At 71.7% G+C, this 15549-nt stretch carries 11 protein-coding genes; 6 read left to right on the plus strand and 5 right to left on the minus strand.

Annotation, left to right across the window (positions count from 1 at the left end; translation table 11 throughout):
- Positions 1–63 precede the first annotated feature (63 nt).
- Positions 64–3783 carry an ABC transporter ATP-binding protein gene (locus ABFX81_RS14850; protein ID WP_346138159.1) on the minus strand — a complete coding sequence of 1240 codons (3720 nt, stop codon included), beginning with the start codon at positions 3781–3783 and terminating at the stop codon, positions 64–66.
- A gap of 174 nt (positions 3784–3957) precedes the next feature.
- On the opposite strand from ABFX81_RS14850, the gene ABFX81_RS14855 reads away from it, so the two are divergent.
- Complete coding sequence (locus ABFX81_RS14855; protein WP_030838107.1) at positions 3958–5115, plus strand: acyl-CoA dehydrogenase family protein; 1158 nt, start codon at positions 3958–3960, stop codon at positions 5113–5115.
- Between the two features lie 34 nt (positions 5116–5149).
- Positions 5150–6031: an acyl-CoA thioesterase II gene (tesB, locus tag ABFX81_RS14860; RefSeq protein ID WP_086849420.1), complete on the plus strand. Its 882-nt coding sequence runs from the start codon at positions 5150–5152 to the stop codon at positions 6029–6031.
- On the opposite strand, the gene ABFX81_RS14865 is transcribed toward tesB, so the two are convergent.
- Both ABFX81_RS14865 and ABFX81_RS14870 read right to left on the minus strand, forming a co-directional pair.
- Positions 6024–6812 (minus strand): phosphatase, encoded by a 789-nt coding sequence (locus ABFX81_RS14865; protein ID WP_086849422.1) that lies wholly within the window; start codon positions 6810–6812, stop codon positions 6024–6026. The two genes, tesB and ABFX81_RS14865, sit on opposite strands and share 8 nt — an antisense overlap.
- Positions 6813–6905: 93 nt before the next feature.
- On the minus strand, positions 6906–8642 hold the full coding sequence (locus ABFX81_RS14870) for a PucR family transcriptional regulator ligand-binding domain-containing protein (protein ID WP_346138160.1): 1737 nt from the start codon (positions 8640–8642) through the stop codon (positions 6906–6908).
- 143 nt (positions 8643–8785) lie between these two features.
- Here ABFX81_RS14870 and ABFX81_RS14875 point away from each other — a divergent pair, with 143 nt between their 5' ends.
- The 3 genes from ABFX81_RS14875 (at position 8786) to ABFX81_RS14885 (ending at position 12991) form a co-directional block, all read left to right on the plus strand.
- Entirely contained in the window at positions 8786–10249 is a 1464-nt protein-coding gene (locus ABFX81_RS14875; protein WP_086854600.1) for a sodium:solute symporter family transporter, read from the plus strand.
- Positions 10250–10325: 76 nt separating this feature from the next.
- Positions 10326–11309, plus strand: coding sequence for an agmatinase (gene speB, locus ABFX81_RS14880; RefSeq protein WP_086854599.1), 984 nt, complete (start codon positions 10326–10328; stop codon positions 11307–11309).
- The gene (locus ABFX81_RS14885; RefSeq protein ID WP_086854598.1) at positions 11306–12991 is read left to right on the plus strand and encodes a thiamine pyrophosphate-dependent enzyme; all 1686 of its coding nucleotides are present in this window, start codon (positions 11306–11308) and stop codon (positions 12989–12991) included. Before speB ends, ABFX81_RS14885 begins: the two co-directional genes overlap by 4 nt.
- A gap of 99 nt (positions 12992–13090) precedes the next feature.
- Here the strand turns inward: ABFX81_RS14885 and ABFX81_RS14890 are convergent, their stop codons facing one another.
- Both ABFX81_RS14890 and ABFX81_RS14895 read right to left on the minus strand, forming a co-directional pair.
- Complete coding sequence (locus tag ABFX81_RS14890; protein ID WP_086854601.1) at positions 13091–13525, minus strand: ATP-binding protein; 435 nt, start codon at positions 13523–13525, stop codon at positions 13091–13093.
- A gap of 152 nt (positions 13526–13677) precedes the next feature.
- Positions 13678–14292, minus strand: coding sequence for a hypothetical protein (locus tag ABFX81_RS14895; RefSeq protein ID WP_346138161.1), 615 nt, complete (start codon positions 14290–14292; stop codon positions 13678–13680).
- 365 nt (positions 14293–14657) lie between these two features.
- Here ABFX81_RS14895 and ABFX81_RS14900 point away from each other — a divergent pair, with 365 nt between their 5' ends.
- A complete protein-coding gene (locus ABFX81_RS14900) occupies positions 14658–15509 on the plus strand; it encodes a serine hydrolase (protein ID WP_086847459.1) in 852 nt (283 codons plus the stop codon).
- The last annotated feature ends 40 nt before the right edge of the window (positions 15510–15549 follow it).

Below are 15549 nucleotides of genomic sequence, written 5' to 3' on the forward strand. Positions count from 1 at the left end.
ACGGACGCATGACGTATGTCGGACGGTTGCACGAGCGTTACGAAAACGCCGGTCGCACGGGCCTCACCGGGACGCGCCGACCGGCTCCTCCGGCTCCGCGGCGCCGATGAACGTCCGCCACAGCTCGGCGTACCGCCCGCCGCGCGCGAGCAGCTCCTCGTGCGTGCCGTCCTCGGCGACCCGGCCGTGGTCCATGACGACGACCCGGTCGGCGCGGGCGGCGGTGGTGAGGCGGTGGGCCACGACGAGGGTGGTGCGGCGGCCCGCCAGGCGGTCGGTGGCCTGGTTGACCTGGGCCTCGGTGGCCAGGTCCAGGGCGGCCGTCGCCTCGTCGAGCAGCAGGACGTCCGGGTCGACCAGCTCGGCGCGGGCCAGGGCGATGAGCTGGCGCTGCCCGGCCGAGAGGTTGCGGCCGCGTTCGGCCACCTCGTGGAGGTAGCCGCCCTCCAGCGTGGCGATCATCTCGTGCGCGCCGACCGCCCGGGCCGCCGCCTCGACCTCGGCGTCGGTGGCGTCGGGGCGGCCGTAGGCGATGGCGTCGCGGACGGTGCCCTGGAAGAGGTACGCCTCCTGCGGGACGACCCCCAGACGGTGCCGGTACGAGGTGATGTCGAGGGCGCGCAGATCGGTGCCGTCGACGGTGACCCGGCCGCCGGTCGGGTCGTAGAAGCGGGCCACGAGCTTGACGACGGTCGACTTCCCGGCGCCGGTCTCGCCGACGAACGCGACGGTCTGCCCGGCGGGGATGCGCAGGTCGACGCCGCCGAGGGCCTCTTCGTCGTCCCCGTACGCGAAGTGCACCTCCTCGAACGCGATCTCGCCCCGCAGGGACAGCACCTCGCGGGGTTCGTCGGCGGACTTCGTCGACGTCGGCTCCTGGAGCAGCTCCTGGATGCGGCCCAGCGAGACGGACGCCTGCTGGTAGCCGTCGAAGACCTGGGAGAGCTGCTGCACGGGCGCGAAGAACAGGTCGATGTAGAGCAGGTACGCCACCAGCGAGCCGATCGCCAGCGTCCCGTCGTCGACCCGCGCGCCGCCCACGATCAGCACGGCCGCGGCCGCCACCGACGACAGGAACTGCACGAAGGGGAAGTACACGGAGATCAGCCACTGGCCCCGGATGCGCGCCTGGCGGTAGCTGTGGCTGTGCCCGGCGAACCGCCGCCCGCCGTCCCGCTCGCGCCGGAAGGCCTGCACGATCCGCAGCCCGGACACCGACTCCTGGAGGTCGGCGTTGACCACGGAGACGCGTTCGCGGGCCAGTTCGTACGCCTTCACGCTCGCCCGGCGGAAGAAGAACGTGGCGATGATCAGCGGCGGCAGCGTCGCGAAGACGACGAGTGCGAGCTCCACGTCGATGACCAGCAGGGCGATCATGATGCCGAAGAAGGTGACGACCGAGACGAAGGCGGTGACCAGGCCCGTCTGGAGGAACGTCGACAGCGCGTCGACGTCGGTCGTCATCCGGGTCATGATCCGGCCGGTCAGCTCCCGCTCGTAGTAGTCGAGCCCGAGGCGCTGGAGCTGGGAGAAGATCTTCAGCCGGAGCGAGTACAGCACCCGCTCGCCGGTACGTCCCGTCATCCGGATCTCGCCGACCTGCGCCACCCACTGCACGACCACCGTCAGCAGCGCGAGCAGCGACGCCGCCCACACGGCGCCGAGCGCGGCCTGGGTGACGCCCGAGTCGATGCCGTGCCGGATCATGATCGGCAGCAGCAGGCCCATGCCCGCGTCCACGGCGACCAGACCGAGGCTGACCAGCAGCGGCAGCCCGAAGCCGCGCAGCAGTCGGCGCAGGCCGTAGGACTCCTCCGGCTGGACGGCCTGCTTCTCGTCGACGTCGGGGATGTCGGTGGCCGGGGGCAGCGCCTCCACCTGGGCGAGGAGCTCGGGGGTGGCGGGGCTCTCGGCGAGGGCGAGGTCCTTGCGCTCGCGGTCGCCGCTCCACAGCCGTGGGGTCACCCCGCGCTCGGCGTCGAACTCGGCGTCCAGCTCGTCCCGGACGGAGGTGTCCTCCTGGGGGCAGGCCGGCTGGGTGTGGCCCGGGGAGACCGCGCCCAGCTCGTCGGGGTCGGTGAGCAGGCGCCGGTAGAGGGCGGAGCGCCGCTGGAGTTCGTCGTGGGTGCCGATGTCGGCGAGGCGGCCGCCGTCCAGGACGGCGATGCGGTCGGCGAGGTTCAGGGTGGAGCGGCGGTGGGCGATCAGCAGGGTGGTGCGGCCCCGCATGACCTCCTTCAGGGCCTCGTGGATCTCGTGCTCGACCCGGGCGTCCACCGCGGAGGTGGCGTCGTCCAGGACCAGCAGCCGCGGGTCGCTGAGGATGGCGCGGGCGAGGGCGACGCGCTGGCGCTGGCCGCCGGAGAGCGTGAGGCCGTGCTCGCCGACGGTGGTGTCGTAACCGTCGGGCAGCTCGCTGATGAACCGGTCCGCCTGGGCGGCGCGGGCGGCCTGCTCGATCTCCTCCTGGGTGGCGTCCGGGCGGCCGTACGCGATGTTGTTGCGGACGGTGTCGGAGAAGAGGAAGGAGTCCTCCGGGACCAGCCCGATCGCGGCCCGGAGCGATTCCAGGGTCAGTTCGCGCACGTCGTGACCGCCGACGAGGACGGCACCGCGGGTGACGTCGTAGAAGCGCGGCAGCAGCAGGGAGACCGTGGACTTGCCGGAGCCGGAGGAGCCGACGACGGCGAGGGTCTCGCCGGGGCGGATCTCGAAGGAGAGTCCGTCGAGGACGGGGCGGTCCTCGTCGTAGCCGAAGGAGACGTCGTCGAACTCGACGGTCGCGGGGGCGTCGGCGGGCAGGTCCTTGCGGCCGTCCTCGAGGGACGGCTCGGTGTCGATCAGCTCCAGGACGCGCTCGGTGCCCGCGCGCGCCTGCTGGCCGACGGTGAGCACCATGGCGAGCATGCGGACCGGGCCGACGAGCTGGGCGAGGTAGGTCGAGAAGGCGACGAACGTGCCGAGCGTGATGTGCCCGCCGACCGCGAGCCAGCCGCCGAGCGCCAGCATCGCGACCTGGCCGAGGGCGGGGACGGCCTGGAGGGCCGGGGTGTAGACGGAGTTCAGGCGGATGGTGCGCAGCCGCCCGGCGAAGAGCCTGCGGCTGACGTCCCTGACCTTGCCGGTCTCCTGGTCCTCCTGACCGAAGCCCTTCACCACGCGGACACCGCTGACGGCGCCGTCGACCACACCGGCGACGGCGGCGGCCTGGGCCTGGGCGTACCAGGTGGAGGGGTGCAGCCGGGTGCGGCTGCGCTTGGCGATCCACCACAGGGCGGGGGCGACGGCCAGGGCGACGAGGGTGAGCGGCAGCGACAGCGACGCCATGATCCCCAGGGAGATCAGGAAGAGCAGGACGTTCCCGATGGTCATCGGGAGCATGAACAGCAGGCCCTGGATGAGCTGGAGGTCGCTGGTGGCCCGGCCGACGACCTGGCCGGTGGACAGCTCGTCCTGGCGGCGGCCGTCGAGCCGGGTGATCGTGCCGTACATCTCCGTCCGCAGGTCGTGCTGGACGTCGAGGGCGAGGCGGCCGCCGTAGTAGCGGCGGATGTAGGTGAGGACGTAGACGACCAGTGCGGCGGCGACGAGGAGGCCGGCCCAGGTGGTCATCGAGCGGGTGTGGTCGCTGATGACGTCGTCGATGATCACCTTCGTGATCAGCGGGACCAGCGCCATGACGGCCATGCCGCCCAGCGAGGAGCCGAGGGCGAGTACGACGTCCTTCGGGTGGCGCCACGCATAGGCCCACAGTCGTCGTGCCCATCCCCGTTGCGGTGTCACGCGGTTACCCTCCGGTCGTCCTGGTCTGCCGGAAGGCACCAACGCCGTGGGAGCCTGTTTTCATCCCGCGGCGTGACGAGCGTTACCCCGCCCCCACCCTGGACGGTGGTTGATACTCGCCGGTATCTTTGTCTGAGCAAGCGCTTAGACAGCTAGGTCCCTGGAGGTGGCGGCGTGCGCCGTACGGTGTTCAACGAGGATCACGAGGCGTTCCGGGAGACCATCCGCGCCTTCATCGAGGCCGAGGTCGTACCGGTGTACGACGAGTGGTTCGCGGCGGGCCAGGCGCCCCGCGACTTCTACTACAAGCTCGGTGAGCTGGGCATCTTCGGCATCAACGTGCCCGAGGAGTTCGGCGGCGCGGGCCTGGAGAGCCACAAGTTCGAGGCCGTGCTGTACGAGGAGACCGCTCGCGCCGGTGTCCAGTTCGGCGGCTCCGGCGTGCACGTACTGCTCGCCCTGCCCTACATCAAGATGCTCGCCACCGACGAGCAGAAGAAGCGGTTCCTGCCGAAGTTCGTCTCCGGCGAGGAGATGTGGGCCATCGCGATGACGGAGCCGGGCACCGGTTCCGACCTCGCGGGCATGAAGTCCACCGCCAAGCTGAGCGAGGACGGCACGCACTACGTCCTCAACGGCGCCAAGACCTTCATCACCGGCGGCGTGCACGCCGACCGTGTGATCGTCTGCGCCCGCACCTCCGCCCCGACGGCCGAGGACCGCCGCCACGGCATCTCCCTCTTCGCCGTGGACACCAAGTCCGAGGGCTACTCGGTCGGCCGCAAGCTCGACAAGCTCGGCCTGAAGACCTCCGACACCGCCGAGCTGGCGTTCGTCGACGTCAAGGTGCCCGTCGAGGACCTCCTCGGCGAGGAGAACAAGGGCTTCTACTACCTCGGCCACAACCTGGCCTCCGAGCGCTGGGGCATCGCCTTCGGCGCCTACGCCCAGGCCAAGGCCGCCGTCCGGTTCGCCAAGCAGTACGTGCAGGAGCGCACGGTCTTCGGCAAGCCCGTCGCGCACTTCCAGAACACCAAGTTCGAGCTGGCCGCCTGCCAGGCCGAGGTGGACGCGGCCGAGGCCGTCGCCGACCGCGCGACCGAGGCCCTCGACGCCGGTGAGCTCACCCCCGCCGAGGCCGCCTCCGCGAAGCTGTTCTGCACCGAGGTCGCCCACCGCGTCATCGACCGCTGCCTCCAGCTGCACGGCGGCTACGGCTACATGAACGAGTACCCGATCGCCCGCCTGTACGCGGACAACCGCGTCAACCGCATCTACGGCGGCACCAGCGAGATCATGAAGTCGATCATCGCCAAGGACATGGGCCTGTAAGCCGACCGCAATCAGTGGCCGGTACAACAGTCGCATGAGTCAGGCACTACAGGACCTCCTCGATCTGCTCGACCTGGAGCAGATCGAGGAGGACATCTTCCGTGGCCGGTCCCGGTCCGCCGTCGTCCCCCGGGTCTTCGGCGGGCAGGTCGCGGCCCAGGCGCTCGTCGCCGCCGGGCGGACGGTCCCCGAGGACCGGCCCGCGCACTCCCTCCACGCGTACTTCCTGCGCCCCGGCGATCCCGGCGCGCCCATCGTCTACACGGTCGACCGGATCCGCGACGGCCGCTCCTTCACCACCCGCCGGGTGGTCGCCGTCCAGCACGGCAAGCCGATCTTCCACCTCTCGGCGTCCTTCCAGGTGTACGAGGACGGGCTGGACCACCAGGAGCGCATGCCGGACGCGCCCGATCCCGCCACGCTGCCCACCAGTGAGCACCGGCTGCGGGGATACGGCCATCTCGACCCGGAGGTCGTGGAGAGGTTCCTGGAGGCGCGCGCCGCCGTCGATCTGCGCTACGTCGACGAGCCGCCGTACGGGAAGTTCGGCGAGCCGCGCGAGCCGCACTCCCAGGTGTGGTTCCGGACGAACGGCAAGCTGGCCGACGATCCCCTGCTGCACGTCGTCCTCGCCACCTACGTCTCCGACATGACGCTCCTCGACTCCGTGCTGCTCGCCCACGGGCGGGGCGGCTGGGCCGTCGGGGACGTCGTCGGTGCCTCCCTCGACCACGCGATGTGGTTCCACCGGCCGTTCCGCGCCGACGAGTGGCTGCTCTACGACCAGGAGTCCCCGTCCGCGTACGGCGGCCGGGGACTGGGGCAGGCCCGCATATACACGCAGGACGGGCGGCTGGCCATCACGGTGATCCAGGAGGGCGTGGTCCGCGTCCCGCGCGAGCAGGGAACTAACTGAGGCCGGCCTCCGCCAGCAGGTACGCCGTCATCGGGTCGTAGTGGCGGGGACTGACCACGTGGTCGTCGAGGGGCACCGTCACCTGTACGGTCCCCTCGGCCTCGGCGAGGAAGAGGGCCGGGTCGTTGGAGTCGGCGTAGCCGACGGAGTCCACGCCGTGCTGTCCCGCGTAGCCCGCCCAGCCGTGGTCGGCGACGACCAGGTCGGGCAGCGGGCGGCCCTCGCGCTCCATGGCGGTCAGGATGGCCTTCATCGGCTCGCCCGAGTGGGTGTGCCACAGAGTGGCGCCGTGCTCCAGCACCGCCACGTCCGCGAACTGCATGACGTAGCCCTCCTCCGTCGTCAGCCCCTCCGGGATGACGACGATCTCGCAGCCGGCCGCGCGCAGGGCCGCCGCGGTCGCGCGGTGCACGTCGAGCAGGCCGCCGGGGTGGCCGGTGGCGAACAGGACCCGCTGCTGCCCGTCCGCCGCCTTGCGCAGCCGGGCGGCGAGCCGCTCCAGTCCGGCGACGGTCAGCTCCGGGTCGATGGTGTCCTGGCCGTACCGGTACTCGGCATCGTCGTTCACACCGACCCGTTCCGCCATCACCGCGAGGACGTCCTGCTCGTCGCTCCAGCGGTCGCCGAGTTCCAGGCCGAACCAGTAGTGACGGTCGGCGTTCGCCAGCTTGCGGTAGTGGGAGAGGTTGTTCTCGCGGGGGGTGGCGACGTCGCCCGCGATGCGCGTCCTGACGAGGTGGTCGACGAGTTCGGCGCGGCTGGGTGTCCCGGGTATCGGCATGGCTCCCATTGTGAGGCAGCCGACTGCGGGCGGCCCTGGCGTATCGCACGCTGGGATCTGCGTCACGTACTCAGAGAGACCCCGGTCTCGTACTCAGATGTGCCGCAGCGCGAACCAGAGTTCCATGCGTACGTCCGGGTCGTCGAGGTCGGTCTCCAGCAGGGCCGCGCACCGGGCGACGCGCTGCCGCACGGTGTTGCGGTGCACGGACAGGGCGACGGCCGTGCGGTCCCAACTGCCGTGCAGGGACAGCCAGGTGCGCAGGGTCTCGGGGAGCGCGGGGTGGGCCGTGACGGGCGCGAGCAGGGTGCGGGCGTGCGCCGCCGCCTCGCCGGGCGGGACCAGGTCGGCGAGGGCGGGGCGCGGGCCGTGCCGGAGCAGCGGGGCGCGGGTGGCGCGGGCCCGGGCCAGGGCGCGGGCCGCCTGGGTGTCGGCGGCGGGCCAGTCCTCGGGGGCGACGGCGGCGCTGACGCCCAGGGTCCAGCCGGGCAGCGGGTCCGGTGCCCGGTCGGCCGGGACCAGGACCCGTACGACGTCGCCCGCCGGGTCGACCAGGGCGGACCCGAGCGCGGCACCCAGCGCGGAGGCCGCGACGGCGTCGGGTGCGCCCTCCCCGTCCGGACGGGCGTGCACGACGACCCACCGCCGCCCGTCCCCGAGCAGGGGCGCGACGTCCTCGGGCGCGGCCCCCAGCAGCAGCCGCACCAGCGCAGAGGAACGGGCGGCACCGGTGCCGCTGTGCTGCTCCCCGGTGAGGAGGGCCAGCAGCACGGCGGCGACGGACACGATGGTGTGATCCCCCGGCGCGCGCCCCGGGGCGGCCACCCCCAGCACGAAGCCGTGCCCGGCACCGAGGGCGTAGGCGGCGAGGTGGAGACCGGCGGTGGAGTCGGTGGCGGAGGTGGGTGCGGGACGGCCGGGATCGGTGGGGGGCTGAGGGCCGGCAGGCGTGGCCGGGCCGGGCCGGTGGGCCGAGCGGGAGCGTGCCGCCGCACCGGCAGGCGTGGCCGGGCCGGGCCGGTGGGCCGAGCGGGAGCGTGCCGCCGCGGGCTCATCCGGCCGGGGCCCGGTCGGGAAGACCGAGCGGGCGGGTGCCGCCTCCGACTCACCCGGCCGGATCCCGGTCGAGGGCGCGCGCGATGCGGAACTGGTCTGCGATGCCGCACCTGCCGGAGGCGCCGGGCGGTCCGGCCGTACGACCTCCGCCAGCCGCGCCAGCGCCGCGCGTGCCTCGCCCGCGGGCTCCCGGCCCGCCCCCGCGATCTCCACCCCCTCCGGCCCGTACAGCACGGCCCACCCGCCCAGCCGCTGGGCGAGCTGCCGCAGGACCGACGGGACCGGGTCGGGGCGGGAGGCGGCCGAGGCGAGGCTCTGCTGGGCCTCCGTCACGCGGCGGAGTTCGGACAGGCGGGCCCGGGCCATGAGCTGCCAGACCGCGCGGGCGACGCCCGAGAAGGTGGTCTGCTGCGGCACCTCCAGCAGCGGCAGGCCGTACCTCTCGCACGCCGCGACCAGCGCCCTCGGCACCGTGTCGTGCACCGGCGCCACCCCGAAGCCGAGGGCCGCGCCGCCCGCCGCCACGATCCGGGACACGTAGTCGTCGAAGTACGTGCCCGATCCCGCCGCCTCGGGGATGTGCACGCCCGCCGTGAGCAGCAGTTCCCCGCCCAGCAGATACGGATACGGGTCCGCCATCTCCGAGGTGTGCACCCAGTGGACGACCGTGCCGGGGTCGTCCGGACCGGCGATCCGGCGCAGCGCCAGGTCCTCGCGGGCCAGGAGTGCGGACAGAGGGACGGGGGGCGTGGGGGGAACCGTCGAATCCGGCATGTGTGCGTTCCCTCCAGCCAGCGCCGCTCGAATGGATGAAACGTACACTTCGCAGTCGCTTTCCGGCCACCTAGGGTCAGTCCTCGTCAACCTCGTCCCCCACGACCGAGCTCCGCGCTCCCTGCGTGCGCGAAGGAGGCCCCATGGCCGTCGACTACCTCGTGATCGTCGTCTACCTGGCCGGCATGCTCGCCATGGGCTGGTGGGGCATGCGCCGCGCCCGGTCCAAGAGCGAGTTCCTGGTGGCCGGCCGCCGGCTCGGCCCGGCCATGTACTCCGGCACCATGGCGGCGATCGTCCTCGGCGGCGCGTCCACCATCGGCGGTGTGGGCCTCGGCTACCAGTACGGCCTGTCCGGCGCCTGGATGGTCTTCACCATCGGGCTCGGCCTGCTCGCCCTCTCCGTCTTCTTCTCCGCGCGCATCGCCCGGCTGAAGGTCTACACCGTCTCCGAGATGCTCGACCTGCGCTACGGAGGCGGCCGGGCCGGCGTCATCTCCGGTGTCGTCATGTGGGCGTACACCCTCATGCTCGCGGTGACCTCGACCATCGCCTACGCCACGATCTTCGACGTCCTGTTCGACATCGACCGCACGCTCGCGATCGTCCTCGGCGGCTCGATCGTCGTCGCGTACTCCACGCTCGGCGGCATGTGGTCGATCACCCTGACGGACATGGTGCAGTTCGTCGTGAAGACCATCGGCGTGCTGCTCCTGCTGCTGCCGATCGCCGTCGTGAAGGCGGGCGGCTTCGCCGCGATGAAGGCCGAACTGCCCACCGGCTACTTCGACCCGCTCGGCATCGGCGGCGAGACGATCTTCACCTACGTGCTGATCTACACCTTCGGCATGCTCATCGGGCAGGACATCTGGCAGCGCGTGTTCACCGCCCGCAGCGACCGGACCGCCAAGTGGGGCGGGACCGTCGCCGGCACCTACTGCCTCGCGTACGCCCTCGCCGGTGCCGTCATCGGTACGGCGGCCAAGGTGCTGTACCCCGAGCTCGGCAGCGCGGACGACGCCTTCGCGACCATCGTGAAGGAGGAACTGCCCGTCGGAGTCCGGGGCCTGGTGCTGGCCGCCGCCCTGGCCGCCGTGATGTCGACCTCCTCCGGCGCGCTGATCGCCTGCGCCACCGTCGCCAACAACGACATCTGGTCCCGGCTGCGGGGGATCGTCGAGGCGCCGTCGGACGACCATGACGAGGTGCGGGGCAACCGGGCCTTCATCCTCCTCATGGGGATCGCCGTCATCGGCACCGCCATCGCGATCGACGACGTCGTGCAGGCGCTGACCGTCGCTTACAACCTCCTCGTAGGCGGTCTGCTCGTGCCGATCCTCGGCGGACTGGTGTGGAGGCGGGGCACGGTGTACGGCGCCCTCGCCTCGGTCGTGGTCGGCGGACTCGCGGTCATCGCGCTGATGGCGACCCACGGCATCCTCGCCAACGAGCCCGTCTACTACGGCCTGCTCGCCTCGCTCGCCGCCTATCTGGCCGTCTCCCTGGCCACTCCCCCCACCGACGCCGCCGTCCTCGCCGCCTGGCGCGAGCGGCTCGCCGGACGGTCCCCCGAACTCGCGTCCGAACGGGTCGCGGCTCCCCAGTAGAGTCGTAGAGCAAGCAGTACATAGCTGTAAATAGCAGCGCATACGCGATGAAGCGTAGGAGAGAAGGCATTTCCTCATGAGCAGCAACGAGACTCCCCGCGGGCCCGTCGACTCCTCCCGCGTCCCGCGGTACGCCGGTCCCGCGACCTTCGCCCGGCTGCCCCGGCTCGACGAGGTCGGCGGACGGGCCGATGTCGCCGTGGTGGGCGTGCCGTTCGACTCGGGTGTCTCGTACCGGCCGGGCGCCCGCTTCGGCGGCAACGCGATCCGCGAGGCGTCCCGGCTGCTGCGCCCGTACAACCCGGCGCAGGACGCCTCCCCGTTCGCCCTCGCCCAGGTCGCGGACGGCGGGGACATCGCCGTGAACCCGTTCAACATCCACGAGGCCGTCGAGACCGTCGAGGCCGCCGCGGACGACCTGCTCGGCACGGGCGCCCGCCTGATGACCCTCGGCGGCGACCACACCATCGCGCTGCCGCTGCTGCGGTCGGTGGCGAAGAAGCACGGCCCGGTGGCCCTGCTGCACTTCGACGCCCACCTCGACACCTGGGACACCTACTTCGGCGCCGAGTACACGCACGGCACCCCGTTCCGCCGCGCGGTCGAGGAGGGCATCCTCGACACCTCCGCCCTGTCCCACGTGGGCACGCGCGGCCCGCTCTACGGCAAGCAGGACCTGACCGACGACGAGAAGATGGGCTTCGGCATCGTCACCTCGGCCGACGTCTACCGGCGCGGCGCCGACGAGGTCGCCGACCAGCTCCGCCAGCGCATCGGCGACCGGCCGCTGTACATATCCATCGACATCGACTGCCTCGACCCGGCCCACGCGCCCGGCACGGGCACGCCCGAGGCCGGCGGCATGACCTCGCGCGAGCTGCTGGAGATCCTGCGCGGGCTGGCGTCCTGCAACCTGGTCTCGGCGGACGTCGTCGAGGTGGCCCCCGCGTACGATCACGCGGAGATCACATCGGTGGCCGCGTCCCACACGGCGTACGAACTGACCACGATCATGTCGCGCCAGATCGCCGCGGCCCGGAAGGACTCGGAAGCGCAGTGACTCACGACCACGACCTGGTGCTCCGCCCGACGCCCGCCCAGACGGAGGCAGCCCTCAACCCTCCCCCCGGCCGCAACGGCGGAGACCTGGTCGTGGAGACGCTGGCCGGGCTGGGCGCCACGACCGTCTTCGGCCTGCCCGGCCAGCACGCCCTCGGCATGTTCGACGCGCTGCGCCGCTCGGACCTCAGGTATGTCGGCCTGCGGGTGGAGAACAACGCCGGGTTCGCGGCGGACGCGTACGGCCGGATCACGGGTGAGGCGGCGCCGCTGCTGCTGTCGACGGGGCCGGGAGCGCTGACCTCGCTGGCGGCACTCCAGGAGGCTGCCGCGGCCAGCGCCCCCGTCCTGGCGATCAGCAGCCAGGTCCCGACGGCGGGGCTCGGCGGAGGCCGCCACGGCTATCTGCACGAACTGCCCGACCAGGCGGCCTCGTTCCGGGGCGTGGTGAAGTCGGTCCACACCGCCCGCACCCCGTCACAGATCCCGTCCGCCATCGAGGCGGCCTGGACGTCGGCGCTGAGCGCCCCGCACGGGCCGGTGTGGGTGGAGATCCCGCAGGACGTGCTGCTCGCCGAGACGGCGATCCCGGTGGTGACCGGCGGGGACGCCTTCCCCGAGGAACTGCCGCCGCGTCCCGAACTGACCGCCGTGGCCGCCGACCTGCTGTCGAAGGCGGCCCGTCCGGCGATCATCGCGGGCGGCGGAGTCGTCCGTGCTGACGCGTCGAAGAAGCTGCGTCAGCTGGCCGAGACGCTTCAGGCGCCGGTCGTCACGACGCCCGGCGGCAAGGGCGCCTTCCCCTGGACGCACCCGCTGTCGCTCCAGTCCTGGATCGAGGACCGCCACACCACGGACTTCCTGGAGGACGCGGACGTACTCCTCGTCGTCGGCTCCGGACTCGGCGAACTCTCCTCGAACTACCACACGTTCAAGCCGCGCGGCCGGGTCGTCCAGATCGAGGCCGACCTCGGCAAGCTGGAGTCCAACCACCCCGCACTGGGCATCCACGCGGACGCCCGCCTCGCGTTGCAGGCGCTGCTGGAGACGGTCTCCGAGCGGCAGGACCCGACGGCGCCGGAGCGCGTCCGCGCACTGCTCGCGAAGGTCGCCGAACGCATCGCCGCCCAGGAACTCACCGTGGAGCAGGAGGTGTTGGCGTCGGTGCGCAAGGCCCTCCCCGCCGACTCCCCGTCCTTCTGGGACATGACGATCCTCGGGTACTGGGCCTGGTCGGCATTCGACGCCAAGGGTCCCAACCACATGCACTCCGCCCAGGGCGCGGGCGGCCTCGGCTACGCCTTCCCGGCGGCACTCGGCGCGGCGGTGGCCGACCCCACCCGGCCGGTCCTCGCCGTCTCCGGCGACGGCGGCGCCCTGTACTCGATCGCCGAGCTGGCGACGGCACGCCAGTACGGACTGAACGTCACCTGGCTGATCGTCGACGACGGCGGCTACGGCATCCTGCGCGAGTACATGACCGACACGTTCGGCGAGGCGACCGCGACGGAGCTGTCCCGGCCGGACTACGTGGCGCTGGCGGAGTCCTTCGGCGTTCCCGGGGTCCGTACGACCCCGGAGAGCCTGGAGCAGGACCTCGCGAAGCAACTCGCTTCGCCGGGGCCCTCGGTGGTCCTGCTCCCGGCCGTGCTGCGGATGTTCGCGGCGACGCATCTGGACTGAGCGGCTTCGGTCAAGGACGAGTACGAGCTGTTCCTCGACCAGTGCCGACCGACCGACGCCCAGTCCTCAGGACCCGCGCGGCGCACCGGTGAGCGGAACTCAGTTGCTGCTGCCGTCATGCCGGTCGTCGCCGGTATCGGTATCGGCGGGGCGGAAGCACGCCGTCACCGTCTTGCCGTTCCGCCGGCACCGCATCCCCCACTCATCGGCGAGCTTCTGCACGATCGCCACTCCGCGGCCGGAGACATCCCCCGGCTCCGCTTCGCGCTGGCGGGGCAGCGTCGGGTCCTCGTCGTGGACGCTCACATGAAGGCAGTCGCCGTCCCAGGTGAGGACCAGGTGCGCGTCGCTGTGCGCGTGGATGTGCGCATTGGTGATCAGCTCGGACACGGCCAGCACGATGGCGTCCACCGTGTCCGGCTCCGCAGCGGCCCAGGGCAGGGATTCCAGACGCCTGCGTGTCCACTCCCGCCCGGCGCGTACTCCCTCGGACATGGGGAACGAGTGCGCCCATCCCATCGCCTTCACCGCCACCGCCCCGACCTCCTCTCCCTCGGCCCCACACGCGTGATGAACCGTGTACCCGGCGCCCGCCCCAACAGACACGATGCGGTGGGCCGACCGCGACTTTCCGGCCGGCCCACCCCACACCCCGGTCACTCCTCCGAACACGGCTCGAACACGACCTAGAGGCCGTCGCGGACCATCGCGGCGACGAGGTGGACGTGGCGGTCGGCCGCCGTGTTCGACATCTCGTTCTCGAAGTTCAGGCCGTAGGGCCAGAAATGGCCGCCGCCGGTGGAGATCTTCGCGCCCGAGCCGTCGTACTGCTTGACCAGCGCGGTCGCCTGCCCGCCGGTCCAGGTGCCGCTGCCGCCGAGGCGGGACCAGCCCGAGCTGGTGCCCACGCCGATGGTGTGGGCGATCTCGTGCAGGGCCGTCCGCTCGGTCATGTAGCTGCGGTTGCTGCCGAAGCGGATGGTCCCGTTGATGTTGCCGTCGGCGGTGGGGACGCCCGGCTCGTAGCGGACGGTGATGGTCTTGCCCAGGTCACTGAGGTTGTTGTAGCGGGCCACCGCCGCGTTCATGGCCCGGGTGATGGCCTCGTAGGCGGTGCGCTGGTCCTCGGTGGGGTTGCTCGCCCGTGCGAGGGACCAGGTGATGGTGGCGGCGGCGGCGCGTTCGCGGGCCGGGGTGGGTGCGGCCTGGGACGTGGTCCGGGGGGTGGCGGCCTGGGCGACGGCCGGGCCGGTCAGCAGTGCGGCCGTGAGGGCGGCTATGACTGCCTTGCGTGGGCTCATTGCGGATCCTCCTGTGGGGGGTGGCCGTGACGAAGCTTGCGAAACTTCGCACGACGTTCGGGATCTCGGACATGCGAAGCCGCTGTCGACATCAGATCGGAGGCAATGAAGTCCCGTCGCTGACGCGGCAGTTGGCGCGCTGTCGACCGCAAGTATCCCGGCGGGAAAGGCGGCGTCAAGAGTTTCGGCAGGGGTCAGCGGAACGGCCGGGTCGAGGCGTGGCGAACAACCCTGGCTTGTGGCCGCCGTGCCGCATGTGCCGGAATTGGGCCCACTCTGTGAAAACACACGGCGCCCGGTAACGACTCGCACAAGTCTTCACCAAGTCGCACAACCTTTCCCCCGCCCCGATGAGTCATGGGTGCATGACCTCTGGGATATCCCGCCGCGCGAGAGTGCTGGCGGCGGCCGTGGGTACGGGCGTGCTCGTGCCGCTCGTCGCCGCCGCCACGCCCGCTTCCGCCGCCACTCCGGCCGTGACCTGTACGTCCGCCAAGGCCGGCCTCGCCGCCAAGCTGAAGAAGGACATCACCGCCGCGCTGGCCACCCGCAAGGGCACGGTCGCCGTCGGCCTCTACGACCGCAGCACCAACACGAACTGCACTCTGCGCGCGGGCACCGCCTACGACTCGGCCAGCGTCGTCAAGGTCACCGTCCTCGCCACGCTGCTGTGGGACGCGAAGAAGACGAACCGGTATCTCACCGACCGCGAGACCACCCTCGCCAAGGCCATGATCACCAAGTCGGACAACGCCGCGACCTCCACCCTGTGGAAGCAGCTCGGCATGACGAAGATCAAGGGCTTCCTCACCGCCGCCGGCATGACCCAGACCAAGCCCGGCGCGAACGGCTACTGGGGCCTGACGCAGATCACCGTCACCGACGAGCAGAAGCTGCTGAAGCTCATCACCGCCAAGAACACGGTCCTGAGCGACAACTCCCGCGCCTACATCCTCAAGCTGATGGGCCAGGTCGTCTCGTCCCAGCGCTGGGGCACGCCGTACGGAGTGCCGTCCGGCGTCACCGTGGCCGTGAAGAACGGCTGGCTGCAACGCGCCACGAACGGCTGGCGGGTGCACAGCGTGGGCGCGTTCAAGGGCGGCGGCCACGACTACATGATCACCGTGCTCACCCACGGCAACAGCACCATGAACTACGGCATCGCGACCATCCAGGCCGTGGCCAAGGTCATCCACAAGGACCTGGCCGCGAGCTGACCATCCGTCCGCGGAGACCCGGCCGCGAGCCGACCCTTCA

The organism is Streptomyces coeruleofuscus (genome assembly GCF_039532725.1).
GTDB classification, from domain to species: domain Bacteria; phylum Actinomycetota; class Actinomycetes; order Streptomycetales; family Streptomycetaceae; genus Streptomyces; species Streptomyces coeruleofuscus.

Excerpts from the sequence above, each read along its gene's own strand:
- speB (WP_086854599.1), top strand. The coding sequence starts at position 10,326 with ATGAGCAGCAACGAGACTCCCCGCGGGCCCGTCGACTCCTCCCGCGTC.
- ABFX81_RS14875 (WP_086854600.1), top strand. The coding sequence starts at position 8,786 with ATGGCCGTCGACTACCTCGTGATCGTCGTCTACCTGGCCGGCATGCTC.
- tesB (WP_086849420.1), top strand. The coding sequence starts at position 5,150 with ATGAGTCAGGCACTACAGGACCTCCTCGATCTGCTCGACCTGGAGCAG.
- ABFX81_RS14865 (WP_086849422.1), bottom strand. The coding sequence starts at position 6,812 with ATGCCGATACCCGGGACACCCAGCCGCGCCGAACTCGTCGACCACCTC.
- ABFX81_RS14900 (WP_086847459.1), top strand. The coding sequence starts at position 14,658 with ATGACCTCTGGGATATCCCGCCGCGCGAGAGTGCTGGCGGCGGCCGTG.
- ABFX81_RS14870 (WP_346138160.1), bottom strand. The coding sequence starts at position 8,642 with ATGCCGGATTCGACGGTTCCCCCCACGCCCCCCGTCCCTCTGTCCGCA.
- ABFX81_RS14895 (WP_346138161.1), bottom strand. The coding sequence starts at position 14,292 with ATGAGCCCACGCAAGGCAGTCATAGCCGCCCTCACGGCCGCACTGCTG.